Origin of the sequence: Novosphingobium ovatum (genome assembly GCF_009909235.1) — a bacterium.
Lineage (GTDB): Bacteria > Pseudomonadota > Alphaproteobacteria > Sphingomonadales > Sphingomonadaceae > Novosphingobium > Novosphingobium ovatum.
Genome location: NZ_JAAAPO010000005.1, coordinates 287,536 through 312,824 on the forward strand (window position 1 = coordinate 287,536; position 25,289 = coordinate 312,824).

Consider the following 25,289-nt stretch of genomic DNA (forward strand, 5'->3'; position numbering starts at 1 on the left):
CGCGTGGAACCTCAGTTCGCCGTCTTGCGGTCTGCGGGCGCGGGTTCTTGCTCCGCCTCTGCCGCCTGAATGTCCGAGGCCGCCGCCAAGGCGCGATCCGCCGCCGCGCGCACCGGATCGGCATCGACCGCCGCAGCCGACGCATCCACCACCGGCGCTGCGGCCGAGGGCAGCGCGCTCAACGCCTCGTCAGCGGGGATTTCGACGGTTTCGGCGCTGACCGCATCGCCCGCTTGATCCGAACGGCCACAGCCAGCCAGCGCCAGCGCCGACAACAGCACCGCCGCCAGGGCCGCACGCGAAGCAATTTGGGGGACGGTCTTGGTCATCGTATCCTCGATCAAACAGGCACTTGGCCATGGCATTGGCCGGAACGCAGGCCGGGCGCGAAAGAGACCATGGCAGGCAGCGCCACCCTGGCATCGCACATCCCGACATCGCAGGCGCAGAACCAAAGGTAGGTTGTGCCCATCCGTCTGACAAGGCCACCAACAGCGCCACCGCAAGATTGTCACCAAGCCTGTTCCGCCAATGACGCGGGCCGGGCAAGTGATCGCCGCCGATACGGTGGTGATTCGCCGCGATTGGCCACGACAGGGCGCGCTATCCCGCGGAATTCCGCGCTTTCTCCGGCAAGGCAGGTAGTGGTTGTAATAATATAAAGATATCTTTATATGGCATTGCATCATGACCCACACGCTTCTCATCGATCCGCTGTTGCGGGCACTGGCCGATCCCACCCGGCTGCGGATCATGCGGCTGTTGTCGCATATGGAACTGGCCGTGGGAGAATTGGCGCAGGTGCTGGGGCAAAGCCAGCCGCGCGTCAGCCGCCATGTCAAAATCCTGTGCGACGCGGCGCTGGCCGAACGGCGCAAGGAAGGCAGCTGGGTGTTCCTCAAGGCCTCGATCGCGCCAGGGCAGCCGCCGCAACTGGGCGCGGCCACCGCCACCCTGCTCTCCGCCGCCGAGGCCGAGGACACCGCCTTTGCCGCCCAATGCGCCGAGGACCGCCGCCATCTGGCCGCCATCCGCAACGCGCGTGAAACGGTGGCCGCCGATTACTTTGCCCGCCACGCGGCGCAATGGGACCAGATCCGATCGCTGCTGTCACCCGATGAACCGGTGGAGGCCGCATTGGCCCGCGCGCTGGGCGCGCAGGACGACGGCCGACCGCTGGGCCGCCTGCTGGATGTGGGCACGGGCACCGGGCGCATGGCCGAACTGTTCGCTCCATCAGCCGCGCATGTCACCGCGCTGGACAACAGCCCCGAAATGTTGCGCATCGCCCGCGCCCGGTTGCAGCACCTGCCCAATGGCAGCGTCGATCTGGTGCAGGGTGATTTCACCAGCCTGCCGCTGGGCGACACGGGCTATGACACGGTGCTGTTCCATCAGGTGCTGCACTATGCGCAGGCCCCCGAACTCGCCCTGGCCGAGGCGGCCCGTGTATGCGCCCCCGGCGGGCTGATAGCCGTGGTCGATCTGGCCGCGCACGAGCACGAGGAACTGCGCAGCGCCCATGCCCACGCGCGCCTTGGCTTTACCGACGAGCAGATGCGCCGCCTGTTCACCAGCGCCGGTTTCAGCGCCGATCCGGCCATCGCCATCGCGGGCGGCCAACTGACGGTCAAGATCTGGACCGGCCGCCGCCTGCCCGCCTGATTCCCCCGATTTCCTGACGAGAGTTTGCCCCATGATTGCCAGCTATCACGCCCTGACCGAAGCCCGAAAGGCGCTGGATGCCCCGTTGTTTGCCGGTCTGCCCGGCGACATCAACGTGTCCTTCGAGTTTTTCCCGCCCAAGAGCGATGCGATGATGGATCAGTTGTGGGACGCGGTGACCACGCTGGCGCCGCTCTCGCCCGCCTTTGTTTCGGTCACTTATGGCGCGGGGGGCACAACGCGTGACCGCACCCATGGCACCGTGGCCCGCATCATCAACGAGGCGCGTCTGCCCGCCGCCGCGCATCTGACCTGTGTTGACGCCTCCAAGGCCGAGGTGAACGCCGTGGCCGAAGCCTATTGGGAAGCGGGCGTGCGCCATATCGTCGCGCTGCGCGGGGACATGGGCCAGCCGGGCGCGCCCTTTGTGCCCCACCCACAGGGGTATCAGAATGCCGCCGATCTGGTCGCCGGGCTGAAGGCAATCGCCCCGTTCGAGATCTCGGTCGCGGCGTACCCTGAAAGCCACCCCGATTCGCCCAGCGTCGCTGCCGACATCGACAACCTGAAGCGCAAGCTGGACGCGGGCGCCACCCGCGCCATCAGCCAGTTCTTTTTCGAGCCCGAGACGTTCTTCCGTTACCGCGATGCGCTGGCCGCCGCCGGGATCGATGCGCCGGTCTTGCCGGGCATCCTGCCGGTGTCGAACTTTGCCCAGACGCGCAAATTTGCCGCCGCCTGTGGCGCGGCGATCCCCGCGTGGATGGAGGGGCTGTTTGACGGGCTGGATACCCATCCGCCCGCCCGCCAACTGGTCGCGGCCACCATCGCCGCCGAATTCTGCCGCAAGCTGTATGCGGGCGGGGTGCGCGACTTCCACTTCTACACGCTCAACCGTGCCGAGCTGTCCTATGCCATCTGCCACCTGCTGGGCGTGCGCCCCGGCCCTGTGGCCGCCCCTGTCGAGAAAGCCGCCTGATGCCCCTGATCCCCTCTTCTGCCCGCGCCGCCCTGCTGGAACAGGCGCGCCACCGCATCCTGATCACCGATGGCGCCTTTGGCACGGAAATCCAGAACTTTGGCCTGGCCGAGGCGGACTATGCCGGAACGCTGGGTCTGGCGCGTGACCAAAAGGGTAACAATGACATTCTGGCCCTGACCAAGCCCGAAGTGCCCGAATCGATCCACCGCGCCTATTTCGCGGCCGGGGCGGACATTGCCGAAACCAATACGTTCAGCGCCAACCGCATTTCACAGGCCGATTACGCCGCCGAACATCTGGTGCGCGACATCAACGTGGAAAGCGCGAAACTGGCCCGCAAGGTAGCCGATGAATTCACCGCGCAGGACGGCCGCCCCCGTTTTGTCGCGGGCGCGATTGGCCCGACGAACAAGACGCTCTCGCTCTCGCCCGATGTCAACGACCCCGGTTTCCGTGAGGTGGATTGGGATCTGATGGTCGACGTCTATGCCGAGCAGATCGACGCGCTGATCGAAGGCGGCGTCGACTTCATCCTGATCGAGACGATTTTCGACACGCTGAACGCCAAGGCCGCCGTCATGGCCGTGCGGCATGTCGAACAGAAACTGGGCCGCGAGATCCCGATCATGCTGTCGATGACCTTGACCGATCTGTCGGGCCGCAACCTGTCGGGCCACACGGTTGAGGCGTTCTGGTGGGCGGTGCGCCATGCGCGGCCCGTGACGGTGGGGCTGAACTGCTCGTTTGGCGCTACGCAATTGCGCCCGCATGTCAAAACGCTGAGCGAAATCGCCGACACGCTGATCATGGTCTATCCCAACGCGGGCCTGCCCAACGAATTGGGCGAATATGACGAACTGCCCGAAACCACCGCCGCGCTGGTCAAGGAATGGGCGGATGCGGGGCAAGTCAACATTCTGGGCGGATGCTGTGGGTCAACGCCTGCGCATATCGCCGCCATGGCCCGCGCGGTCGACGGCCTGCCCGCCCGCCACAGCCCCGCGCTGGAGGCGGTGACGCGGCTTGCCGGTCTTGAACCCTTTGTGTTTGCCTGATTTTCGGAAATTTCCATGAACGCTCAGTCGTCTTCGCGTTTCGTCAATGTGGGCGAGCGCACCAATGTCACCGGCTCTGCCGCGTTTAAAAAACTGATCATCGCGGGCGATTACGCCAAGGCGGTCGAGGTCGCCCGTCAACAGGTGGAAAACGGCGCGCAAATCGTTGACGTCAACATGGACGAAGGCCTGCTGGACGCGGTCGAGGCCATGACCACCTATTTGAAACTGATCGCGGCCGAGCCCGACATCGCCCGCGTGCCGATCATGATCGACAGTTCCAAATGGGAAGTGATCGAGGCCGGGCTGAAATGCGTCTCGGGCAAGCCGGTGGTCAACTCGATCAGCATGAAGGAGGGCGAGGACGCCTTTCTGCACCACGCCCGGCTGTGCATGGATTATGGCGCGGCGGTGGTGGTCATGGCCTTTGACGAAAAGGGGCAGGCCGACACCAAGGCGCGCAAGGTCGAGATCTGCCAGCGCGCGTACAAGCTGTTGACCGGCATCGGTTTCCCGCCCGAAGACATCATCTTTGACCCCAATATCTTTGCCGTGGCCACCGGCATCGAGGAGCATGACCGCTATGCCCTCGACTTCATCGAGGCGTGCCGCGAGATCAAGGCCACCTGCCCGCATGTGCATATCAGCGGCGGTCTGTCCAACCTCTCGTTCAGTTTCCGTGGCAATGAACCCGTGCGCCGCGCCATGCACAGCGTGTTCCTGTACCACGCCATTGCTGCGGGCATGGACATGGCGATCGTCAATGCGGGGCAAATCGACATCTATGACACGATCGACCCGGTGCTGCGCGATGCGTGCGAGGACGTGATCCTGATGCGTCCGGTCGACGGCGAAGAAACCGCCACCGAGCGTCTGATTGCTATCGCTGAAAGCTATAAGGGCACAGATAAAGCCGCTGAAAAGGCCGCCGAGGAATGGCGTTCGTATGATGTGATCAAGCGGCTGGAACATGCCCTGGTCAAGGGCATCGACGCCCATATCGTCGACGACACCGAAGAAGCGCGAGCGATGATCGCCGCACGCGGTGGCCGCCCGATCGAGGTGATCGAAGGTCCGTTGATGAGCGGCATGAACCGCGTGGGTGATCTGTTCGGCTCTGGCCAGATGTTCCTGCCGCAGGTGGTGAAATCGGCCCGCGTGATGAAGAAGGCCGTGGCCCACCTGATCCCCTTTATCGAGGCGGAAAAGGACGCCAACAGCAAGGCCAAGGGCCGCATCATCATGGCCACCGTCAAGGGTGACGTGCATGACATTGGCAAGAACATCGTGGGCGTTGTCCTGCAATGCAACGGCTATGAGGTGATTGATCTGGGCGTGATGGTGCCTTGGGCGACGATCATCGACACGGCGATAAAGGAGCAGGTGGATATCATCGGCCTGTCAGGCCTGATCACCCCGTCGCTGGACGAAATGGTGACGGTGGCCGAGGAAATGCAGCGCGCGGGCCTGACCATTCCGCTGCTGATCGGCGGGGCCACCACCAGCAAGGTCCATACCGCGCTGAAAATCGACCCGGCCTATACCGGCCCCGTGGTGCATGTGCTGGACGCCAGCCGCGCCGTGGGTGTGGCCAGCCAATTGCTGTCCGACACACAGGCCGAACCGTTCATCGCCGCCACCGCCGCCGAATACGAAGCCGTGCGCATCGCGCGTGAGGGCAAGGGCCAGTCGCAACTGGTCAGCATCGCGGACGCGCGGGCAAATGGTTTCGTCATCGATACGGCGCAAAAGGCGCCCGCGCCGGTGCAACCGGGCCTGCACCGCTTTGACGATTGGGATCTGGCGGATCTGGCCGCATATTTCGACTGGACGCCCTTCTTCCGCGCGTGGGAACTGGCGGGGGTGTACCCGGCCATTCTGGATGACGCGGTGGTGGGCGAAAGCGCCCGCGCTCTGTTTGCCGATGCGCAGGCCATGCTGAAACGCATCATCGAGGAAAAGTGGCTGACCGCGCGGGGCGTCTGCGCCTTTTGGCCGGCACACCGTGAAGGCGACGACATCCTGCTGGCGGATGGCACGCGCATCCCGATGCTGCGCCAGCAATTCGCCAAATCGCGGGGTCGGGCCAATTTCTGTCTGGCCGATTTCATCGATACACAGGACGACTGGCTGGGCGGCTTTGCCGTGGGCATCCACGGGATCGAACCGCATCTGGCCGCGTTCAAGGCGGCGCATGACGATTACAGCGACATCCTGCTCAAGGCCTTGGCCGACCGCTTTGCCGAAGCCTTTGCCGAAAGGCTGCACGCACATGTCCGCACCACCCTGTGGGGCTATGCCGCAGGGGAGCAACTGACCAACGAGGCGCTGATCCGTGAGCATTATCGCGGCATCCGCCCCGCCCCCGGCTATCCGGCATGCCCGGACCATACGTTGAAACCGATCCTGTTCGATCTGTTGAACGCGACCGAAAACACCGGCATCACCCTGACCGAAAGCCAGGCGATGCTGCCCACGGCGGCGGTCAGCGGGTTCTATTTCGGCCACCCCGACAGCCAATATTTTGGCGTGGCGCGCATCGGTCAGGACCAGTTGACCGATTACGCCGGCCGCCGGGGCATGGACATCGCCACGGCCACCCGCTGGCTGCGGCCCAATCTGGACTGAGCCACACCCCGCGCCCCCTGTGACAAAGCGCAGGGGGCGCGGGGAGCATCGCGCGATAGGCTGGGCCAAAATGCACAAGAGAGGCCCATCATGTCCGCCACCGACCTGTCGCCCATCGACCGCCTGATCGCCATCGAAGCCATTCGCTGCGTCAAGGCCCGCTATTTCCGCCTGATGGACGGTAAGGACTGGGCGGCGCTGGGCGATGTGTTCACGCAAGACGCGGTGTTTGACGCGCGCGCCGCCTTTAGCGTGGGCGCCCCGCCGCCCGAAAGCGCCGACTGGATCTGGCACGGGCGCGACGCCATCGTCGCCGCGATTGCGGGGGCGATCACGACCCGCCGCACCGTGCACCATGGCCACGCGCATGAAATCACCATGACCGGCCCAGACAGCGCCACTGGCGTCATCGCCATGGAAGACCAGATCTGGGACGAAAGCGGCGCCTCCCAAGTGCTGCATGGCATGGGCCATTACCACGAAACCTATGTACGGCAGGACGGGGTGTGGCGCATCGCCACCTCGCGCCTGACGCGGCTGCATGTCATCGCCGGATAGGGCCTGACAGTCCCGCCCCGCGCGTGCATGATGGCGCACATGGAGGCGCTGGACACCCTGCTGCATGAACGCTTTGGCCATACGGCTTTGCGCGGGATTCAGGGTGATGTGATAGGGCGGGTGATGGCGGGCGCCTCCACGCTGGCGATCATGCCGACCGGTGGCGGCAAATCGCTGACTTATCAGTTACCCGCGCTGGCACTACCCGGCACGGCGGTGGTGATCAGCCCGCTGATCGCGCTGATGCAGGACCAGATGCGCGCCGCCCGCGCCGCCGGGATCCGCGCCGCCACCCTGACCAGCGCCGACCCTGACCAGCGCCGAACCGAAGCGGCGCTGCGTGGGGGCGCGCTGGACCTGATCTATGTCGCGCCCGAACGCGCCATCCGCCCCGATTTTGCCGAGGCCCTGACCGGGCTGGCCATCCCCCTGTTCGCCGTGGACGAGGCGCATTGCGTGTCCCACTGGGGCCATGATTTCCGGCCCGACTACCGCGCGCTGATGCCGTTGATGCAGGCCCATCCCGATGCCGCCCGCCTGTGCCTGACGGCCACCGCCGACGCCCACACCCGCGCCGACATCTGCGCCCATTTCGCCATCCCGCCCGAAGGCTTGCTGATCGGCGGGTTTGACCGGCCCAACATCCATTACGCGATCCAGCCGCGCCGCCGCCCGGTGGAACAGCTCTCGGCCCTGATCCGGGGGGCGGATGGGGCCAGCATCATCTATTGCCGCACCCGCCGCCAGACCGAACAACTGGCAGACGAACTGGCCCGTACCGGACGGCGCGTGCTGACCTATCACGCGGGGCTGGCCAACGAGATCCGCGCCGCCCGCGCCGCCGCTTTTCTGGCCAGCGAGGACATGGTGATGGTGGCCACCATCGCCTTTGGCATGGGCGTGGACAAGCCGAACGTGCGGCTGGTGGCGCATCTCTCGCCCCCCGATTGTGTGGAGGCCTATTATCAGGAAACCGGCCGCGCCGGGCGTGATGGCGCCCCGGCCCGCGCGGTGATGCTGTGGGCGGCAGAGGACCTGAAACGCGCCCGCCACCGCCTGCACGGCATGGCCCAAGACCGCCGCCCGATCGAGGCCCAGCGGCTGCGGGCGATGACCGGGCTGATCCGCACATGGGGGTGCCGGCGCGGCGTGCTGTTGCGCTATTTCGGGCAGGAGGCCCCGCCCGCTTGCGGGAATTGCGACCATTGCACACAGGCCCCATGGCGGGTGCGCCTGGTCGAAGGCCTGCGGTCCGTTGGGCGGTTCTTAACGTCCCTGCGATAGGGCTGGGCATGATGACACAGCCCCTTGCCTCCCTTCGCCTGATGCTTGCCACCGGCCTGATCGCAGGGGCGGCGCTATGGGCGGGAATCTCGGCCACGGCGCAGCCGGCGGCGGTGGCGGGCGCGCCCTTTCTGGTGGTGGAAACCGGGCAACGCTATCAACGGCTGCAGGACGCCCTGTTCGCTATTGGCGATGCCATGGGCACGATCCGCATCGCGCCGGGCATCTATGCCGATTGCGGCGTGCAGGAATATGGCCACGTTGCCTATGTCGCGGCACTGCCGGGGCGGGTGACGTTCAATGGCCGGTTGTGCGAGGGCAAGGCGGCGCTGGTGCTGCGCGGCCGATCCGCGCGCGTCGAAGGCATCATTTTCAGCAACCTGCGCGCGGCCGATGGCAATGGCGCGGGCATCCGGCTGGAAAAGGGCAATCTGGCCGTGGCGCAGGCGTGGTTCCGCAACAGCGAGGAGGGCATTCTGGCGGGCAATGACCCCAAAAGCACCATCTCGATCGACCGCTCCAGCTTTACCCATCTGGGCCGGTGCGACCGGGGGCTGGCCTGTTCGCATTCCATCTATATCAATTTTTTCAAAAGCGTGCGGGTGACAAACAGCCGGTTCGAGGCAGGCGATGGCGGGCATTACCTGAAGGTCCGCGCCGCCCAAGTGGCGATCACCGACAACAGCTTTGACGACACGCTGGGGCGCGGCACGAATTATCTGATCGACCTGCCGGCGGGGGCCACCGGGCGGATTGCGGGCAATTGGCTGATCCAGGGATCAAACAAGGAAAACCCGCATACGCTGATCGCGGTGGCAGCCGAAAGCCGCACGAACACCTCTGACGGGCTGACGATCGAGGGCAATGTCGCCCGCTTTGCCAACCCCGACCACAAGGCCACCGCCTTTGTCGCGGATTGGTCAGGGCATCGCATCGTCATCGGCGCCAACCAGTTGGAGGAAGGCATCGCCCGCTATGTCCGGCGCTAGGGGGATTTCCGCTCAAGCGCCGCGCGGGCTAACGGGTTACAGCCCCTTGAGCATATGGCCACTGCGGTCACGCTTAGTCGCCAGATAGCGTGCATTATGCGGGTTGGCGGGCAATTGGTGGGCCACACGCTCGATCACGGTCACGCCCACCCTGCGCAAGGCATCCACCTTGGCCGGGTTATTGGTCATCAACCGGATGTCATGCACGCCCAGCAATTCCAGCATCCGCGCCGCCACGGGGAAATCGCGCGCCTCATTCGGCAGGCCCAGACGCTGATTGGCGTCCACCGTGTCAAACCCCTGGTCCTGCAACTGATAGGCGCGCAGCTTGTTGATCAGGCCAATGCCGCGCCCTTCCTGCCGGACATACAACAACACGCCCCAGCCACCCGCGTTGGCCTCGTCCGCCATGGCCGCCAGCGCCGCGTCCAGTTGCGGGCCGCAATCGCATTTCAGACTGCCCAGCACGTCGCCCGTCAGGCATTCGCTGTGCAGACGCACCAGAGGCGTGCGTGCGCCGTCCTGACGGCCCAGCACCAGCGCCACATGTTCGCGCAGGTCATCGGCCGAACGGAACGCGACAATCTCCGCGCTTTCGCAGGCCGAGACCGGCAGGCGCGCCCGGCTGGCGATGACCAGATGGCGCGGGTCCTTCCAATCGTCCAGATCGCCCGCCAGCACGTCCTGCGCATCGGCCACGCCATCGGGCGCCACCAGAAAGGCGGGCAGGATCCCGGCCAGCCGTGCCAGTTCCATCGCCACCTCTGCCCCGGCCAGATCGTCGATATGACAGGCGGCAAACGGCCCCTTGAACGGATGTTCCAGATCCAGCGAGGGATCGGCAATCGCCTGCGCCGTGGGCAGGTCAAACGGGTCGCAGGCGCGGATCAGCACCGGGGCGTGGGGTTCTGCCGCCTCCAGCTGATTGGCCAGTTTCAGCGTGGTCGCCCGCGCGGCGGAAATCAGCATGTGCCCGGCCCGCGCACCGGGGGCAAAGCCGGTTTCGACCGGCAACAGCACCGCCCGCCCATGCACCCGCACCGCCCAGCCATGGCGCAGCGCGTCCAGCGCCAAGGCCACCCGCCGCGCCGGGCTACTCACAGATCAAACTCGGTGATCAAGGGCACGTGGTCGGAGCATTGCTCCCAATCGCGGGTATCCTCCAGCACGCGGTGCGCCACCGCCTTGGCCGCGACATCGGGGCTGGCCCAGATGTGGTCCAGCCGGCGCCCCTTGTCATTGGCGCGCCAATCCTTGGCCCGGTACGACCACCACGAGTAATAGCGTTCAGGCGCGGGGATCAGTTGGCGACCCACGTCCACCCAGCCATGCGCCGCCTGAAAACGGGCCAGCGTCTCCACCTCGACCGGGGTATGGCTGACCACTTTCAACAGCGCCTTGTGGCTCCACACGTCCGATTCCAGCGGCGCGATGTTGAAATCGCCCACAATGATCGAGGGCCGCGTCAGATCCTGTGCCCAATCGGTCATGCGTTGCAGGAAATCCAGCTTTTGCCCGAATTTGGGGTTCACCTCGCGGTCGGGGACATCGCCGCCCGCCGGGATATAGACATTCTCCAGCGCGACGCCGCAGCCGTCCAGAATGACGCCGACATGGCGCGCCTCGCCATTGGCCTGCCAGTCCTGCCGGTGCGCCTCATGCATGGGGATGCGGCTGACCGTGGCCACGCCGTGATAGCCCTTTTGGCCGTGCACCGCCTGATAGGTATAGCCCAGATCGGCAAAGGCCTGTGCCGGGAACAGTTCGGGCACAGTCTTGATTTCCTGCAGGCACAGGACATCGGGCCCATGTTCCGCCAGATAGCGCGCCACCTGCGGCATGCGCAGCCGCACCGAATTGATGTTCCACGTCGCGATAGAGATCATGAGGGGGGCTTTAGGGCGGTTGCGCCGGAATGGCAAAGCGATTGAAAGAAAAACCCTCGCCCCGGGGGGCATTGGGGCGAGGGTTCCATGCTTGCGTTCGTCACGTCAAGGCCAGAGCGGCGGGGTAGTAAGGGGCCGGGCAACAGGGGGGAAACCCGGGGCCTTTTGTACCGCTCTGACAAGACTGGTTTTAGGCCCGACTGGCTTTCTCCCCCATGAACAGAAGCGCCAGTATTGTCGCGGTTTGTCGCAGGGCTGTCACCCATGGTCGCGCGTTTGGGGCGGTTGGTCGGCCGATACCGATTGCATTCGCGACGCACCGTTTTGGCATGTCTGACGACAATCGGGGCCGTTCAGCGCGCTGGCTGAATGGCCCTGCGCGATGACGGCTTACGAATCGGCGCTATTTGTGCGGTCGGGCGCGCGGGTCGATAAAGGTGAACTGGCTATTGTCGATTCCCACGCCATACTGATGGCCGCTGAGCCGGATGCGGGTCGCGCGGTTCTGCGCGTCCAGCGTCTGCCAACCGGCCAGTTCCAGCCCACCGGGCGCCGACGCCTTGCGGAAAAAGAACAGCGTCGTGACGCCATATTCGGGATGGGCGCGGTCACGCACCTCCACGCCCAGCACGCCCGGATCGCCGGTGATCACCACATTGCCATAGCGCGTGATGTCGCGTCCCGGATCCAGCAGCGCACCCAGCGGGCTGTTGCCGATCGGCCAGCGCTGTGTCTGGCCCACATCCGAATCATGGATGGTCAGCGCCCGCCCGTCCGACACGATCAACAGCCCCGTGCCGGGTGCATATTGAAAGCGGATCTTGCCCGGACGTTTCAGGTACAGCGTGCCGGTCAACCGTGCGCCATTGGCGTCGGTCTGGACAAAGCTGGCCCGCAGCGATTCGATCGAGCGCAAGGCATTGGCGGCCTGCTGCACGGGGCTGACAGCCTGGGTCTGTGCCTGCGCCAAGGGGGCAAAGCCCGCCGCCACCGGCGCCAAACACGCGGAAAGGGCCACTGGCCCCGCGACCAGCAGCCCTTTGCGATTGGCCCGTTGCCGGGCCCCACCGCGCACGCCCGTCAGGACAGCGCGCCACATAAGCATTGTTTCACGGATCATCTGCAAGCCATGCCTTTCAGCCGTTGAACCGCCCGTGAACACTGACCACATGGCCCGTCCACCCGCGATTTGCCCCGCAGCGGCGGCCTGCACGCAGGCCAGCCTGTCCCGCGAATCGCAGCTTACTTGATCTTGGCTTCCTTGAACTCGACGTGCTTGCGCACGACCGGATCATACTTCTTGAAGCTGAACTTTTCGGTGGTGTTGCGCGGGTTCTTCTTGGTCACATAGAAGAAGCCGGTGTCAGCGGTCGAAACCAGCCGGATCTTGACAGTTGCGGGCTTTGCCATGGCGCTTTCCTAAAATTCCCATCACCCGGCCATCCGGCGCCACACAGGCCACCACCAGACCGAACTCGTAAAAACACAAAGAGCGGCGCACCCCGACCTAGCCAGAGGAGCCGCCCTGCAAGAGCGGTCGCCCATGCTTCAGACCGCCGCCAGAGTCAAGCCGCATGCGGCACGAAGACATCGCAGGCCCATGCTTTTTCATGGGTGAACACTTTTCGCCGCGCGACTGTGGGTGTGTTGAGCGCCCTAGCCCTGATCCTGACGACTGGGGGCCACCGCCATCGCCAGCACCACGATCAACGACAATCCCAACGCGCCCAGCGCCGCGACGATCATCTGTGTCTGCGTCAGCCCGCCCAGCATCAAACTGCCGCCCGCCATGGCGCCTGCCACCACCGCGCCGATCACCCCGAACAGCACATGTGTGCGCCGCCGGTACAGCCGCCACGGATTGATCAACCCGAACAAGCCGCCCACAACAGCCCCGATCACAATCAGAACACCCAGTGCCATGACCATCTCCTTGGCAGATACCCAGAACATTACGTAATCCGCGGACAAGTCCAGCGGATTTCATCCTGTTTGGCCTCCCCTTGCAAAAAAGGGCGATGCCGCGCACCGCCCCATTTCGCCACGTACCATTGCGGCACGCTTCACACCGCAATCCTCACCCCATATGCGACAGGAAATACAGCGCCACGCCGCCCGCCAGAATGCGATACACCGCAAAGGGGGTGAAACCGCGCCGGCTGATATAGCTGACAAAGCCCTTGATCACGACCAGCGCGACCACAAACGACACGATCGAGCCAATGGCGATTTCAGGCAGGCCGACCCCGGTCGCGCCGGAGGCCAGTTCGTGGCGGTTGTCCCACACCTGCTTGGCCGTGGCGCCCAGCATGGTGGGAATCGCCAGAAAGAACGACAGCTCGGCGGCGGTGCGGCGGTTCAGCCCCATGCACATCGCCCCCATGATCGTCGCGCCCGAACGCGACACGCCCGGAATCATCGCCAGACATTGCATAAAGCCCACGCCGATCACCTTGGCAGGCGTCAGTGTCGCGACGTCCTGATACTCGCCCTGCTTGGCAAAGCGTTCGATGATCAGGATGGCGATGCCCCCCACGATCAGCGCCACCGCGACCACATCGGGGCGCTCCAGCAAGGCGTCGATCCGCTTTTTCAACAGCACGCCCAGCACCGCCGAGGGCATAAAGGCCAGCAGAATGTTGCCGACAAAGCGGTAGGCACTGACATCGCGGCCAAACAGCCCGCGCAGCACCTCCATGAAGCGGCCCCAATACAGCACCACCACCGCCATGATCGCCGGCAACTGGATGACGATGTTGAACACCGCCCACTGCGCCTCGTCATAGCCAAAGAACTTGGTGGCCAGAATCAGGTGGCCGGTCGAGGATACCGGCAGAAATTCAGTCAAGCCTTCGACCAGCCCCAACAGGGCGGCAACGATCAATAGCGACATCGGCGGTCAGTCTTTCATGGCGAGAGGAAACGGGTGTCAGCTGTCCGCGAACAGCCGGTTCTCGTCAAATTGCAAACTTGCAAGGCGCGCATACAGGCCGCCGGCGCGGGTCAGGCTGTCATGGTTGCCGATCTCGGCGATGCGGCCGCCATCCATGACAACGATGCGGTCGGCCGCGCGCACCGTGGCCAGCCGGTGGGCAATCACCAGCGTGGTGCGCCGCACCATCAGCCGCTCCAGCGCTTCTTGCACCAGACGCTCACTCTCGGCGTCCAGCGCGCTGGTGGCTTCGTCCAGCAACAGGATGGGCGAATCGCGCAGGATCGCACGGGCAATGGCGATACGCTGACGCTGACCACCCGACAGGCGCGCGCCATTCTCGCCCAGGAACGTGTCCAGCCCCTGCGGCAATTCGCGCAAGAAGCTTTCGGCATTGGCGGCACGGGCCGCTTCCCAGATCGCCTCGTCGCTGGCGGCCCAATGGCCATAGCGCAGATTGTCACGCGCGCTGGCGGCAAACAGCGTGCCCTCCTGCGGGACCAGCGCGATACGCTGGCGGATCTCGGCCGGGTCGGCGCTGATCAGCGGCACGCCGTCCAGCTTAACCACCCCGCCCTGCGGGTCATAGAAGCGCTGCGCCAATTGGAACAGCGTGCTTTTCCCCGCGCCGGATGGGCCAACAATTGCCACCGTCTCGCCCGGCTCCACAGTCAGGGTGAATTGCGACAGGGCGGCAACTTCGGGCCGGCTGGGATAGCGGAAGGTGACATTGTCAAACACCAGCCCGCCGCGCGGCGGCACCGGCAACGCCACCGGGCGGACGGGCGGCGCGATGGCCGGCTGCTCGTTCAACAGCTCGCTCAAACGGCTGGCAGCACCTGCCCCACGCACCAGATCGCCATAGACCTCGGACAAGGAGCCAAAGGCGCCCGCCACCAGCGCGCCGGTCAACACGAATTGGGCAATGGTGCCGCCCGAAATCTCGCCACTGGCAACGCCACGCGCGCCCTGCCACATCAACAGCGTCAGCGAACCCATCACCAGCAACATCGCCACGCTGGTCAGCGTCGAGCGGATGCTGATGCGGCGCTTGGCCGTGGTAAAGCTTTCCTCGACCGCGCCGGCAAAACGCTCCGCCTCGCGGCGTTCCTGATTGAAGGCCTGCACGATGCGCACCGCGCCCAGCACTTCGGATACCATCGCGCCAATGTCGGCGATGCGGTCCTGACTACTGCGCGCCTCTTTGCGCAGGCGGCGGCCAAACCAGATGATCGGCACCACCACCACCGGCACGGCAAAGATCAACCCCGCCGTCAGTTTAGGCGCCAGCGCGAACAGGATGCCCGTGCCCACAATCGCGGTGATGATATTGCGCAACGCCACCGACACGGTCGTGCCCACCACCTGTTCGATCAGGGCGGTGTCAGCCGTCATGCGGCTGGAGATTTCCTTGGGGCTGTTTTCCTCGAAAAAGCCGGGGGCCTGACGCAGCAGGTTCTGTTGCACGGCCAGCCGGATGTCGGCCACGACCCGTTCGCCCAGCCACGAGACATTATAGAACCGCACCGCCGTGCCGATCGCCAGCACCACCACCATGCCAATCAGCATCAGGAACCAGTGGTCGATGGTGGCGGTATCGCTGCCTTTGGCAAAGCCCTTGTCGACGACCTGTTTGAACCCCCACGGCACCGACGCCGTGGTCACCGCCGTCACCACCAGCGCCATCAAAGCCATGGCCACGCGCGAGGGATAGGCCCGCGCCGCGTTCCAGATCATGCGCAATGGCCCCAGGCTTTGCCGGGGGGCCGGCGAAACAGGTGATTCGGAGTCCCCGTTTGCCACCGGGGTGACGGGGTCAGGAGAGGTCGCTGTCGCGGGCGCAGGGGCGGTCATGGGCAGCCGCACTATCGGATTTTTATCCGCGATGGAACCGCGCAAAACCGTCAGAACTGGCATTTTCACCTATTGGCGCACGATGGTGCATTGCAACAACACACGTTTACAGCCAGTGTAAACGCAAACGCAAACCGGGTGCGCAGGGTTTTACCGCCCACCCCTGCCGTCACAAAGGGCTCGCCATGTTGTACAACGCCTACGAACTGCAACGCAGCTTCATGTCCGGGGCCAGCGCCTGGGCATCGGTCGTGGCCGAACTGGTGCAAAATCCGGCCATGCCCACCGCCATGCTGGGCATGGGGCCGGTGATGTCTTCGGCGCTGGATGTGTTTGCCCATGCCGCCATGCCGCGCGGCAAACCCGCCTTTGATATCGAGAGCGTCAATCTGGGCGGCGTCGACCACCCCGTGACCGAGGCGATCGTGCAGCATCGCCCGTTCGGCAACTTGTTGCGCTTTACCCATCCGGGCCTGCCCGCCAACGCGCCCAAGATGCTGATCGTCGCCCCGATGAGCGGCCACTATGCCACCTTGCTGCGCGGCACGGTCGCCCGCTTGGTTGAAAGCATGGAAGTCTACATCACCGATTGGGCCGACGCCAAAATGGTGCCGATCGAGGCGGGCCATTTCGATCTGGATGACTATATCGATTATCTGATCGGTTTTCTGGAGCATATCGGCCCCAACGCGCATATGCTGGCCGTGTGCCAGCCCAGCGTGCCCGCCTATGCCGCCACCGCCGTGATGGGCGCGGCCAAGCACCCCTGCCGCCCGCTGACGCTAACCATGATGGGCGGCCCGGTCGACACGCGTGAGGCGCCCACCAGCGTCAACGACATCGCCGTCAACCGCCCGCTGGCGTGGTTCCAGCACCATGTGGTGGCCACCGTGCCGCTGCATTACCCCGGCGCCGGCCGCAAGGTGTATCCTGGCTTTCTGCAATTGGCCGGGTTCATGAGCATGAACCTGCAAAGCCATCTGATGAGCCATTGGCAGATGTTCAAGCATCTGGTCGATGGCGATGGCGAAAGCGCCGATTCGTCCAAGGCGTTCTATGAGGAATATCGCAGCGTCTGTGACATGACCGCCGATTTCTATCTGCAAACGATCGAGCATGTGTTCCAGAAGCACAGCCTGCCCAAGGGCGAGTTCGTCCACCGCGGCGCGCCGATCGATCTGGGCGCGATCACCGACACCGCCCTGCTGGCGGTCGAGGGCGAGCGTGACGACATTTCCGGCATCGGCCAGACCAAGGCCGCGCTGAAACTGGCGCATAACCTGCCCGAGGCGAACAAGCGCTATTTGCTGGCCGAGAAGGTGGGCCATTACGGCATTTTCAACGGCAGCCGCTGGCGCGACCGCATCGCGCCTGTGGTGGAAGAATGGGTTGCGGCGCATTCCAATCGTGAGGGGGCCAGCAGCGAGGACGCCACCACCCCCAAGACGCGCAGCCTGAAGGCGGTGAAGTAAGCACCTCGTCATACACATGAAAAGGGGCGGATGGGGATCACCCACCCGCCCCTTTTGCTTGGGCGTTATGCCGATGGGGTCAGGGCTTGAAACCCGCCGCTGCGCCCGCCGCAGAACTGCTGGTAGCGGTGTTGCGCAGATACCAGCCATAGGCCATCTCGACCGCCTGCGGGCCAAAGAACCCACCCGAAAACGCGCCGGTCATGCCACTGGTGTTATTGGCGCCGGGGGTCAGCGTCCCCGAAAAGCCCGACGTGCCCGATGCAATCGTCCCGCTGCCGGTAAAGCTGCCCAACGCAACCGTGCTGGGCGCGCCGGCGTTCCCTCCCAACAGCGTGCCATTCAGCGAGAGCGTCGTGGCCACCGTGCCAGCCGCAAAATTGGCGCTGAACGTGGCGCTGGAATTGCCCGTCAGGGTGTACGCGCCATTGGCGTCGACATGCGTGCCACCCACGCTGGTGGTGTAATTGGCGCTACCCGAACGCGGGACATCGCTGGCCAAGGTCGGCACACCGCCCACCGCCATATAAACATTGGCCGTGCCACCACTACTGTTCGGTTTCAGCCACAGGCCGGTCAGCGTATAGCTGAGATTGACGCCGTTCACCTGCGCAGTGGCGATGGTCAGCTGTTCGTTGGTGGCGCTGTTGCGCCAGACCATGCGGCCGCTGGTGCTTTGCGTCGCATCCACCATGGCGGGCGTAAACACCGAGGTTGCCCCGCCACTGGGCGCGCTCAGCGTATAGCTGTCTGCCCCTGCATCATAGGCGATCGTCACGCCCTGACCAAAGGCCTGCGTCGTCTGATTCGACTGACCGATGATGCCGCTGCCCACGGTCCAGCCCACGCCGCCCGACTGGAATGTCTGATTGCCGCCCAATTGGGACAGCGTACGATAAGTCGGGCCGGGCGTACTGGCCACCCCGCCACCGCTGTCGCCACCACCACAGCCCGTCAAAGCCAGCCCCGCCATCAGCGGGAGCAGCATCTTTTTGTTGATCATGTCGCACCCTCTTGTCTCGTCAGCCCATCGGGACCGCCTGTCGCCGGCAGAGCGCAAGCCCTTTTATGCGCCGCCCACGCGGCAATACCTATGGCGTAAAGCCAAAGAACGTCAAACCGGAATCGCGCATGTGCTTTTGCGCCGGGGGGAGGGATGGCCCTTACAAAACTTCGAAAAGCCCCGCCGCGCCCTGACCGCCGCCCACGCACATGGCCACGACGACATGGCGCACCCCGCGCCGCCGCCCCTCGATCAAGGCGTGCATCGCCAGCCGCACACCGGTCATGCCATAGGGATGACCAATCGCCAGCGCGCCGCCATTGACGTTCAGCCGGTCAGGCGGAATGCCCAGCACGTCGCGGCAATGCACCACCTGCACGGCATAGGCCTCGTTCAGTTCCCACAGGCCGATGTCATCAATGGTCAGGCCATGGCGCGCCAGCAATTTGGGGATGGCATGGATCGGGCCGGTACCCATCGCCTCGGGCGCGACGCCGGCCACCGCCATGCCGCAATAGCGCCCCAGCGGCGCCAGCCCGGCGCGCGCGGCGCTGGCGGCCTCCATCATCACCACGGCGGCCGCGCCATCAGACATCTGACAGGCATTGCCCGCCGTCAGCACGCCATCAGGCGTGACCGGGCGCAGTGCCGCCAAGGCGCGGGCGCTGGTACGGAGCCGGATGCCTTCGTCATGGGACAGGCCGGCAAAGGGGACAATTTCGGCATCAAAAGCGCCCGCTGCCTGCGCCGCCGCCGCCCGCCGGTGCGATTCCAGCGCATAGGCGTCCATGTGCGCACGGCTGATCCCGGTGGTGCGGGCCAGATGCTCGCCAGTGGGCAGCATCAGCCAATAGGCGCTGGGCATCGCGACCTGTAGCGCTGGGTCAGGCGTATAGCGCAGCGCGTCATTCTGCGTCTGGGTGACCGATTCCTGACCGCCCGCAACAACGGTCTCCATCCCTTCGGCGGTGATCTGGCGCGCGGCGGTGGCGATCGCCATCAAGCCCGACGCGCATTGCCGATCCACATGCATCCCCGGCACACCGACCGGCAAGCCAGCCGCCAAAGCCACCATGCGCCCCAGATTGGGCCATTGCCCGCCCTGCGGCACGGCCGCGCCCCACACCACGTCCTCGATCGCGGCAGGATCGATCCCCGCCCGCGCCACCGCCGCGGCCAAGGCATGTGCGCCCATCGCCACCGGATGCACATCACGATAGACCCCGCGATAGGCCCGCGCCACCGGCGTGCGCGCCGCCGCCACGATCACGGCGTCTCGATGGGCAAAGGGCATGGGGGGCGACATCGCGCCCCCATGGACCAGCCCGCGCTGCGGCGCAATATGCGCTTTGGTCGGGCGTTTACGGCGTGAAACGGACGGCGCTCATTCGGCCACCACCGGCCGGCCTGCGGCGCGCCACCGCTTGGGCAGGGCGTTCATCCAACCCTGTGCGGGCTTTTCCACGCCATGATACAGCACGACCGAAGCCAGCACGATCAGCGCCACCAACCCCGCCAGATGTCCCAGCCCCATCGCCGGCGCGCCATTGCTGCCGATGTGATGCACAAAGGCCAGTTTGAACACCACGAACAACAGGTAATGCACCAAATAGGTCGAGTAGCTGATCTCGCCCAGATAGTGCAGGACTCGCCCGCCCAGTACCCGCGCGATCGGACCATCGTCCAGCGCCAGCGCCATGATCAGCGCGGCAAACACCGGCGGCCAGACCAGCGTTTCGGGCAGTTCCAGCGCCGCCGACAGCACCAGCAGCGCAAACAGCGCCATCCACGCCGCCGAGGCAGCCCCCGGTCGCTCGTGCCAATGGCCCCACAACATGCGCAGGATATTGCCCGTCCAGAACTCCAGCAAACAGCGCATCAAGCCCAGTTGCGGGATGTCAAAGCCCAGCTTGCGCGTGCCCTGAATGGCGAAATACAGCCAGATCGCCGCCATCAGCGCAGCCCCCACCGCGATCAGCCCGCCCACCGACAGCCGCCGCCATGGCGCCACCAGCGCCACGGCCGGAAACACCAGATAGGCCGCCATCTCGCAACTGATGGACCATGCCGGATCGTTCCATTCCAGCACGCGGGTAAAGCCCCAGTTCTGCATCAGCAGGTAATGCAGCGGCAGATCGGCAAAGGGATAGGACGATGTATCGCGCCCCGTCACCGCCAGCGCCAGCGCCAGAGCAACAAAGCCAGTCAGCACCACCGCATGCAGCGGCCAGATGCGCGCGATGCGCCGCCACCAGAACTGGCGCACCCCGGCCCAATCAATGCCCTCCATCCGTTCGCCATAGGTGTGCCACAGCACAAACCCTGACAGGATGAAGAACAGATCCACCGCCAGATAGCCGCGCGCCGTCATCTGGATGTACCAGCCCGGCATCGTGTCCACCAAGGTCATGCGCAAGTGGTAAAGCACCACAAACCAAGCCGCGATACCGCGTATGCCGGTCAGCGCCGCCCATTGGCGCGGCCCCGAAACCGGAGGCGCCCTATTATCCGTTTGTGTCGCACCCACACCCATTCCCCAAAACCGGCGTGATTGTCCGGCCGCCCGCACCCGCAGGCGGCCAAAGGTTTCAGGCCATGCCCATTGGCGTCACGCCATGTCCGCCAGCCGGGGGCTGAACCGGGCTGACGGCGCCCGGCACCACCATACGGCGACCGCCTCCGGGGGCGTCCTGCGCGGCGTTGCGGCGGCGCACGATCTGCACCAGCCCGATTTGCAGACCGATCAACATATAGACAAACGGCTGATAGGCGATGCCGACAAAGGCCGCGCCCAGCAGATAGATGAAGTGCCCCTGTTGCAGCGCCAGCGCCAGCGCCGCATCACGCTTGTCGCTGGGGTGCTCGCTGCGGCGCAATCGGCGTTGCACGCCCTCCAGTTGCAGAATGCCGGTCAATTGCAGCGTCAGCCACAGCAACAGCCCCGGCCAGCCCTGCTCGCCCAGCATTTCGAAATAGGCCGAGTGGAAGGCGCGGCCATTGTCTTCCACCTTGTCCTTGCGCACGACCACGGTGTTGCCGCTGTTGTCCGCATCGGTGGTGGTGATCAACAGGCGGTTGCCACGATAGGAATCAAACCCGCCGCCGAACGGATTCTCCGCCGCATAGCCAATCGTCCAGCCCCACACCGCCAGACGGGTCGAGGCCGACTGGTCCGACTGGTTGTTCTGAATGGTGTTCATGCGGTTGGAAAAGCTGTTGGGCAGCACAGTCGTGGCAAGAAATGCGCCCAGACCGATCAACCCGACATAGACAAAGCGGTACTTGACCGAACGCAGCATCAGCACCGCCAGCAATCCCATGCACAACAGGCCGGTGCGCGCCTCGGTGCCGACCGGAATCAACAGCGCCGAGAACACCAGCGCATAGGCAAACATCCGCGTCTGTTTGCTGGCCGGGATGATGGTGCCATATTTCGACAGCCACAACACCAGCGGGATGATCGCAATGGCGACGCAGGCCAGCGTCGAACCTTCGTACAGGCCGGTGTTGTCGTTCACCAGGAACTTGAGCGTGCCGTAACCGCCACCGCCCGCCAGCGTCTTGATCGCGCCATTGATGATGATCGCGGCGGCCGAGAGCACCATGACCAGTGCCGCCGATTCCAGCCGCAAATGCGTGCGCAGTGTCAAAGGCAGGAAGGCTGCAAACACCAGCGATTTCCACACCCAATCCCATTTCGCCGCCGCATAGGTGGGAAACGCCGCATTCATCGTTGTGGCAAAGCAATAGACCAGCAAGGTCAGGATCAAGCCCTGACGCAGCGAGAGCCGCGTGCCTTCCTTGTTGTCAAAGAACAGCCAGCCGACCACCGCCATCACGAACACGATCAACGACACCGGAATCGAGGTCAGAAAGCCAAAGGCGATCTTTTGCGGGGCGACGATGTCAATATAGAGATAAGCCAGCACCCACAAAAACGGGCGGCGCAGCCCCATCGCCAGGAAAAAAGCCAAAAACCCGGCCAAGAATAAATCACGCATGGTCGGGGCCTCCGTTCAGCGGATTGCGCACAATCATGCCGGCAGGGCGCCGCGTTTCGGGTGCCGGGGGCGCAATTTGCGGCGCTTCACCCGGTGGCGGATCACGGTCGAGATCGGCCCGCGTCAACAGGCGCAGCGCGACCAGCGCCATCAGCGCATGGGTCAGTCCGATCGCGAACATATCAATCATCGCATCAACTCCACAGCGACGCAGCCGCCCGGCAGGGGCAGACAGAATCGGTCAGCACGCATCAGGCAGACCTGCGCCCACCCATCCTGACATGGCGTAACAGGCCGCGGTTGACGGGACGTTAAGCCTTTATCGCCTAGGAAATCCGCCATGACACGGGTATTGCACGTCCTCGACCATTCGCTGCCGCTGCACAGTGGCTATACCTTCCGCACGCGCGCGATCCTCAAGGCGCAACAGGCACTGGGCATCGAGGTGCGCGGCGTTACGGGCCTGCGCCACATGGCCGGAGGCCCGGACGAGGAAACGGTCGATGGCCTGACCTTCCACCGCTCACGCGGGGAGGCCAAGGGGCCGGTGGGCCTGCGCGAATGGCGCGAGATCGGCGCCTTTGCCAAAGGGATCGAGGCGGTGTGCAAGGAATGGCGCCCCGACATCCTGCACGCCCATTCGCCCGCTCTGTGCGGCATGGCGGCGCTGCGCGTGGCGCGAAAATTGAAAATCCCGCTGGTTTACGAAATCCGCGCCTTTTGGGAGGATGCGGCGGTGGGCAATGGCACTGGCCGCCAGGGCGATGTCAAATATATGCTCACCCGCACGCTGGAGAATCACGTGGTAGCGGGCGCCGATGCGGTGGTGACGATCTGTGATGGCTTGCGTCAGGATCTGATCGCGCGCGGCAATGATTCGCGCCGCATCACCATCATGCCCAATGGCGTGGATCTGCACATGTTTGGCGACCCGCTGGCCTATGACCCGCTACTGGCGCAGGAACTGGGCCTGACGGTGGATGGCCGCCCCTGCCCGGTGATCGGCTTTATCGGCAGCTTTTACGACTACGAAGGGTTGGACGATCTGATCGCGGCGATGCCGATGCTGATCGAGGCCCATCCCGATGCGCGCCTGCTGATGGTCGGCGGCGGCCCGATGGAGGCCGCCTTGCGCGCCCAGGCCGAGGCCAGCCCGGCGCGTGACGCCATCCGTTTCATCGGCCGCGTCCCCCATGCAGAGGTCGAGCGCTATTACGCGCTGTGCGACATCATGGCCTATCCGCGCAAGAAAAGCCGCCTGACCGATCTGGTCACGCCGCTAAAGCCGTTGGAGGCGATGGCGCAGCGCAAGCTGGTGGCGGCGTCCGATGTGGGCGGCCACCGCGAACTGATGACCGACGGCATCACCGGCACCCTGTTTACCCCCGACGATCCGGCCGCCTGCGCCAAATCTTTGGCGCAATTGCTGTCCGATCGGTCCAATTGGGATGCAAGACGCGACGCCGGTGTTGTCCATGTACGTGAAAACCACGATTGGGCTTTCAACGCCAAGCGTTATCTCAATGTTTACCAAATCCTGTCACCGGATAAGGTAAACCAACTGTTGACGGCTGCTTGAGACTCCTAGCGAGTCGCCCGCACCGTCCGAGTTAACGGGGTGCACGTGGCCAGTCATCATCCTTATGCACGCGACAAGTCACGGCGGCAGGGCTGGACCGCCCTGATTCGACACCCCTTCTTTGATGCCGGGGTCGCGGTGTGGTTTGGGGCGACCTTTGCCCTGTCCACGCTGGCCATCCGCGGTGAATTGCTGGAGCAGGCCGTGCTGTCCAGCCATCTGGATCTGGTGCTGACCGTGGCCACGCCGCCGCTGGGCCTCAAGGCGCGGCTGCTGTTGGCGCTGGCCTTTGGCGCGGTGGGCGCGCTGATCGGCTGGCTGGCGGCCAAGGCGCTAGCCCGGCAGGCCAGCCAACCAACCACACATTACACAGCGCCAGGCGGCTATGCCGCGCAGGGCACATATGCCCCCGCGCAGCCGGTGGCTGCTGCTGCGCGCGACAGTTGGCCGCGCCAGCGCGAGCCGCAGAGCGAACCGGCCCCGCGCGCGCCCATCCGCGCGCATGAGGAATTGGGCGCCGATGGATTTGATGCCCCAATGTTCGACCAGCCCTTTGCCGCGCCGCAAGCCCTAGCGCCGGCAATGACACCGGCGATGGCCGCCCCTGCCCCGACTGAAGCGATACCCTCACCCCTGTGGCAGGCCGCGATTGGCGCCACCGCGATGAGCGCGCCGCCGCCTCTGGCACCGGCAATGCCCCTGGCGACAGCAGCGCCCACCCCACCGGTGGAGCCCGTTGCCCCTACGCTGCGCCCAGTATTCACCGCGCCCGAGGCCGTGGCCACGCCCGTTCCGGCACCCCTTGCCGATACCGCCCCGGTGGCTGAATTGTTGCGCGCGCCCGTTATCGATGTATTGACGCCCGCCCCCCAGGCCATTGAGGCCGCGCCGGTTGAGGCCCCCGTCATGATCGAAACACCGGCAGATGCCGCCCCCCTGACCACCGTCGACGCCCCTGATGCGTCAGGCGGCGAACGCGCCCCTTCGGCACTGAGCGCCGGTTTCCCCGTCGCCAGCGGCCCGACCGCGGCCGAACATATTGCCAGCGCCCCGCTGGACGAACTCTCGCATGTCGAGTTGCTGGAACGTCTGGCGATCGCCATGGAGCGCCGCCGTGAACGCCAGTTGGCCAAGGCCCGCCCGTTGCCCGGTCTGCCCGCCAATGACGTGCCCGATCCGTCCGAAGTTGACGATGCCTGCCCCATGTCGGTCGATCGCATCGATCTGGCGCTGAACGCCCTTGCCCCCGCCGCGTCGGATGCCGCACTGCGGGAGGCGCTGGCCGGTTTGCAGGACATAAAGTAACCGATTCGGCCTTTCCGTCAGTCAAAACCTGCCGTTTTGGGTAGCTCTGCCCAAACAATTTGTGCCTCCGCATACGGGTTTATGCCTTGCGGGGGC

Annotated in this window: 23 protein-coding genes; 10 read left to right on the forward strand and 13 right to left on the reverse strand. The window is 65.0% G+C overall.

Features of this window, described 5'->3' with window-relative positions; genetic code table 11:
• Nucleotides 1-11: 11 nt before the first annotated feature.
• Complete coding sequence (locus GTZ99_RS13725; RefSeq protein WP_161719795.1) at nucleotides 12-329, reverse strand: hypothetical protein; 318 nt, start codon at nucleotides 327-329, stop codon at nucleotides 12-14.
• A 358-nt stretch (nucleotides 330-687) separates the two neighbouring features.
• Here GTZ99_RS13725 and GTZ99_RS13730 point away from each other — a divergent pair, with 358 nt between their 5' ends.
• From GTZ99_RS13730 to GTZ99_RS13760, 7 genes are all read left to right on the forward strand, one after another.
• The gene (locus GTZ99_RS13730; protein WP_161719797.1) at nucleotides 688-1,665 is read left to right on the forward strand and encodes an ArsR/SmtB family transcription factor; all 978 of its coding nucleotides are present in this window, start codon (nucleotides 688-690) and stop codon (nucleotides 1,663-1,665) included.
• Nucleotides 1,666-1,696: 31 nt separating this feature from the next.
• Nucleotides 1,697-2,644, forward strand: a complete 948-nt coding sequence (gene metF, locus GTZ99_RS13735) for a methylenetetrahydrofolate reductase [NAD(P)H] (protein WP_161719799.1) — start codon at nucleotides 1,697-1,699, stop codon at nucleotides 2,642-2,644.
• A complete protein-coding gene (locus GTZ99_RS13740; protein ID WP_161719801.1) occupies nucleotides 2,644-3,702 on the forward strand; it encodes a homocysteine S-methyltransferase family protein in 1,059 nt (352 codons plus the stop codon). Before metF ends, GTZ99_RS13740 begins: the two co-directional genes overlap by 1 nt.
• A gap of 15 nt (nucleotides 3,703-3,717) precedes the next feature.
• Entirely contained in the window at nucleotides 3,718-6,330 is a 2,613-nt protein-coding gene (gene metH / locus GTZ99_RS13745) for a methionine synthase (protein ID WP_161719803.1), read from the forward strand.
• 90 nt (nucleotides 6,331-6,420) lie between these two features.
• Nucleotides 6,421-6,888, forward strand: a complete 468-nt coding sequence (locus tag GTZ99_RS13750; RefSeq protein WP_161719805.1) for a nuclear transport factor 2 family protein — start codon at nucleotides 6,421-6,423, stop codon at nucleotides 6,886-6,888.
• A gap of 27 nt (nucleotides 6,889-6,915) precedes the next feature.
• Nucleotides 6,916-8,172, forward strand: a complete 1,257-nt coding sequence (locus GTZ99_RS13755; RefSeq protein WP_161719807.1) for a RecQ family ATP-dependent DNA helicase — start codon at nucleotides 6,916-6,918, stop codon at nucleotides 8,170-8,172.
• 11 nt (nucleotides 8,173-8,183) lie between these two features.
• Nucleotides 8,184-9,161, forward strand: a complete 978-nt coding sequence (locus GTZ99_RS13760; RefSeq protein WP_227711349.1) for a right-handed parallel beta-helix repeat-containing protein — start codon at nucleotides 8,184-8,186, stop codon at nucleotides 9,159-9,161.
• Between the two features lie 36 nt (nucleotides 9,162-9,197).
• Here GTZ99_RS13760 and ribA read toward each other — a convergent pair whose 3' ends face one another.
• The 7 genes from ribA to GTZ99_RS13795 form a co-directional block, all read right to left on the reverse strand.
• On the reverse strand, nucleotides 9,198-10,262 hold the full coding sequence (ribA, locus tag GTZ99_RS13765) for a GTP cyclohydrolase II (RefSeq protein ID WP_161719809.1): 1,065 nt from the start codon (nucleotides 10,260-10,262) through the stop codon (nucleotides 9,198-9,200).
• The gene (locus GTZ99_RS13770) at nucleotides 10,259-11,047 is read right to left on the reverse strand and encodes an exodeoxyribonuclease III (protein ID WP_161719811.1); all 789 of its coding nucleotides are present in this window, start codon (nucleotides 11,045-11,047) and stop codon (nucleotides 10,259-10,261) included. Before GTZ99_RS13770 ends, ribA begins: the two co-directional genes overlap by 4 nt.
• A 403-nt stretch (nucleotides 11,048-11,450) precedes the next feature.
• Nucleotides 11,451-12,146, reverse strand: a complete 696-nt coding sequence (locus GTZ99_RS13775) for a LolA family protein (protein ID WP_161719813.1) — start codon at nucleotides 12,144-12,146, stop codon at nucleotides 11,451-11,453.
• A gap of 143 nt (nucleotides 12,147-12,289) precedes the next feature.
• Nucleotides 12,290-12,457, reverse strand: a complete 168-nt coding sequence (rpmG, locus tag GTZ99_RS13780; protein WP_008831595.1) for a 50S ribosomal protein L33 — start codon at nucleotides 12,455-12,457, stop codon at nucleotides 12,290-12,292.
• Nucleotides 12,458-12,703: 246 nt separating this feature from the next.
• Nucleotides 12,704-12,970: a hypothetical protein gene (locus GTZ99_RS13785; RefSeq protein WP_161719814.1), complete on the reverse strand. Its 267-nt coding sequence runs from the start codon at nucleotides 12,968-12,970 to the stop codon at nucleotides 12,704-12,706.
• A 154-nt stretch (nucleotides 12,971-13,124) separates the two neighbouring features.
• Nucleotides 13,125-13,940: an undecaprenyl-diphosphate phosphatase gene (locus tag GTZ99_RS13790; protein ID WP_161719816.1), complete on the reverse strand. Its 816-nt coding sequence runs from the start codon at nucleotides 13,938-13,940 to the stop codon at nucleotides 13,125-13,127.
• 36 nt (nucleotides 13,941-13,976) lie between these two features.
• On the reverse strand, nucleotides 13,977-15,833 hold the full coding sequence (locus GTZ99_RS13795) for an ABC transporter transmembrane domain-containing protein (RefSeq protein ID WP_161719818.1): 1,857 nt from the start codon (nucleotides 15,831-15,833) through the stop codon (nucleotides 13,977-13,979).
• Nucleotides 15,834-16,018: 185 nt separating this feature from the next.
• Here GTZ99_RS13795 and GTZ99_RS13800 point away from each other — a divergent pair, with 185 nt between their 5' ends.
• Nucleotides 16,019-17,305, forward strand: a complete 1,287-nt coding sequence (locus GTZ99_RS13800) for a polyhydroxyalkanoate depolymerase (protein ID WP_161719820.1) — start codon at nucleotides 16,019-16,021, stop codon at nucleotides 17,303-17,305.
• Between the two features lie 79 nt (nucleotides 17,306-17,384).
• Here GTZ99_RS13800 and GTZ99_RS13805 read toward each other — a convergent pair whose 3' ends face one another.
• The 5 genes from GTZ99_RS13805 to GTZ99_RS13825 all read right to left on the reverse strand — a co-directional run bounded on the left by GTZ99_RS13805 (nucleotide 17,385) and on the right by GTZ99_RS13825 (nucleotide 22,499).
• On the reverse strand, nucleotides 17,385-18,308 hold the full coding sequence (locus GTZ99_RS13805) for a transferrin-binding protein-like solute binding protein (protein ID WP_161719822.1): 924 nt from the start codon (nucleotides 18,306-18,308) through the stop codon (nucleotides 17,385-17,387).
• A 160-nt stretch (nucleotides 18,309-18,468) separates the two neighbouring features.
• Complete coding sequence (locus tag GTZ99_RS13810) at nucleotides 18,469-19,614, reverse strand: acetyl-CoA C-acyltransferase (protein ID WP_227711350.1); 1,146 nt, start codon at nucleotides 19,612-19,614, stop codon at nucleotides 18,469-18,471.
• A gap of 78 nt (nucleotides 19,615-19,692) precedes the next feature.
• Nucleotides 19,693-20,841 carry an acyltransferase family protein gene (locus tag GTZ99_RS13815; protein WP_161719824.1) on the reverse strand — a complete coding sequence of 383 codons (1,149 nt, stop codon included), beginning with the start codon at nucleotides 20,839-20,841 and terminating at the stop codon, nucleotides 19,693-19,695.
• Nucleotides 20,842-20,896: 55 nt separating this feature from the next.
• Nucleotides 20,897-22,309, reverse strand: a complete 1,413-nt coding sequence (locus GTZ99_RS13820; RefSeq protein ID WP_161719826.1) for a putative O-glycosylation ligase, exosortase A system-associated — start codon at nucleotides 22,307-22,309, stop codon at nucleotides 20,897-20,899.
• On the reverse strand, nucleotides 22,302-22,499 hold the full coding sequence (locus GTZ99_RS13825) for a hypothetical protein (RefSeq protein WP_161719827.1): 198 nt from the start codon (nucleotides 22,497-22,499) through the stop codon (nucleotides 22,302-22,304). Before GTZ99_RS13825 ends, GTZ99_RS13820 begins: the two co-directional genes overlap by 8 nt.
• A 150-nt stretch (nucleotides 22,500-22,649) precedes the next feature.
• On the opposite strand from GTZ99_RS13825, the gene GTZ99_RS13830 reads away from it, so the two are divergent.
• Both GTZ99_RS13830 and GTZ99_RS13835 read left to right on the forward strand, forming a co-directional pair.
• Nucleotides 22,650-23,888 (forward strand): TIGR04063 family PEP-CTERM/XrtA system glycosyltransferase, encoded by a 1,239-nt coding sequence (locus GTZ99_RS13830; protein ID WP_161719829.1) that lies wholly within the window; start codon nucleotides 22,650-22,652, stop codon nucleotides 23,886-23,888.
• Nucleotides 23,889-23,933: 45 nt separating this feature from the next.
• Nucleotides 23,934-25,193, forward strand: a complete 1,260-nt coding sequence (locus GTZ99_RS13835; protein ID WP_161719831.1) for a hypothetical protein — start codon at nucleotides 23,934-23,936, stop codon at nucleotides 25,191-25,193.
• Nucleotides 25,194-25,289: the final 96 nt, after the last annotated feature.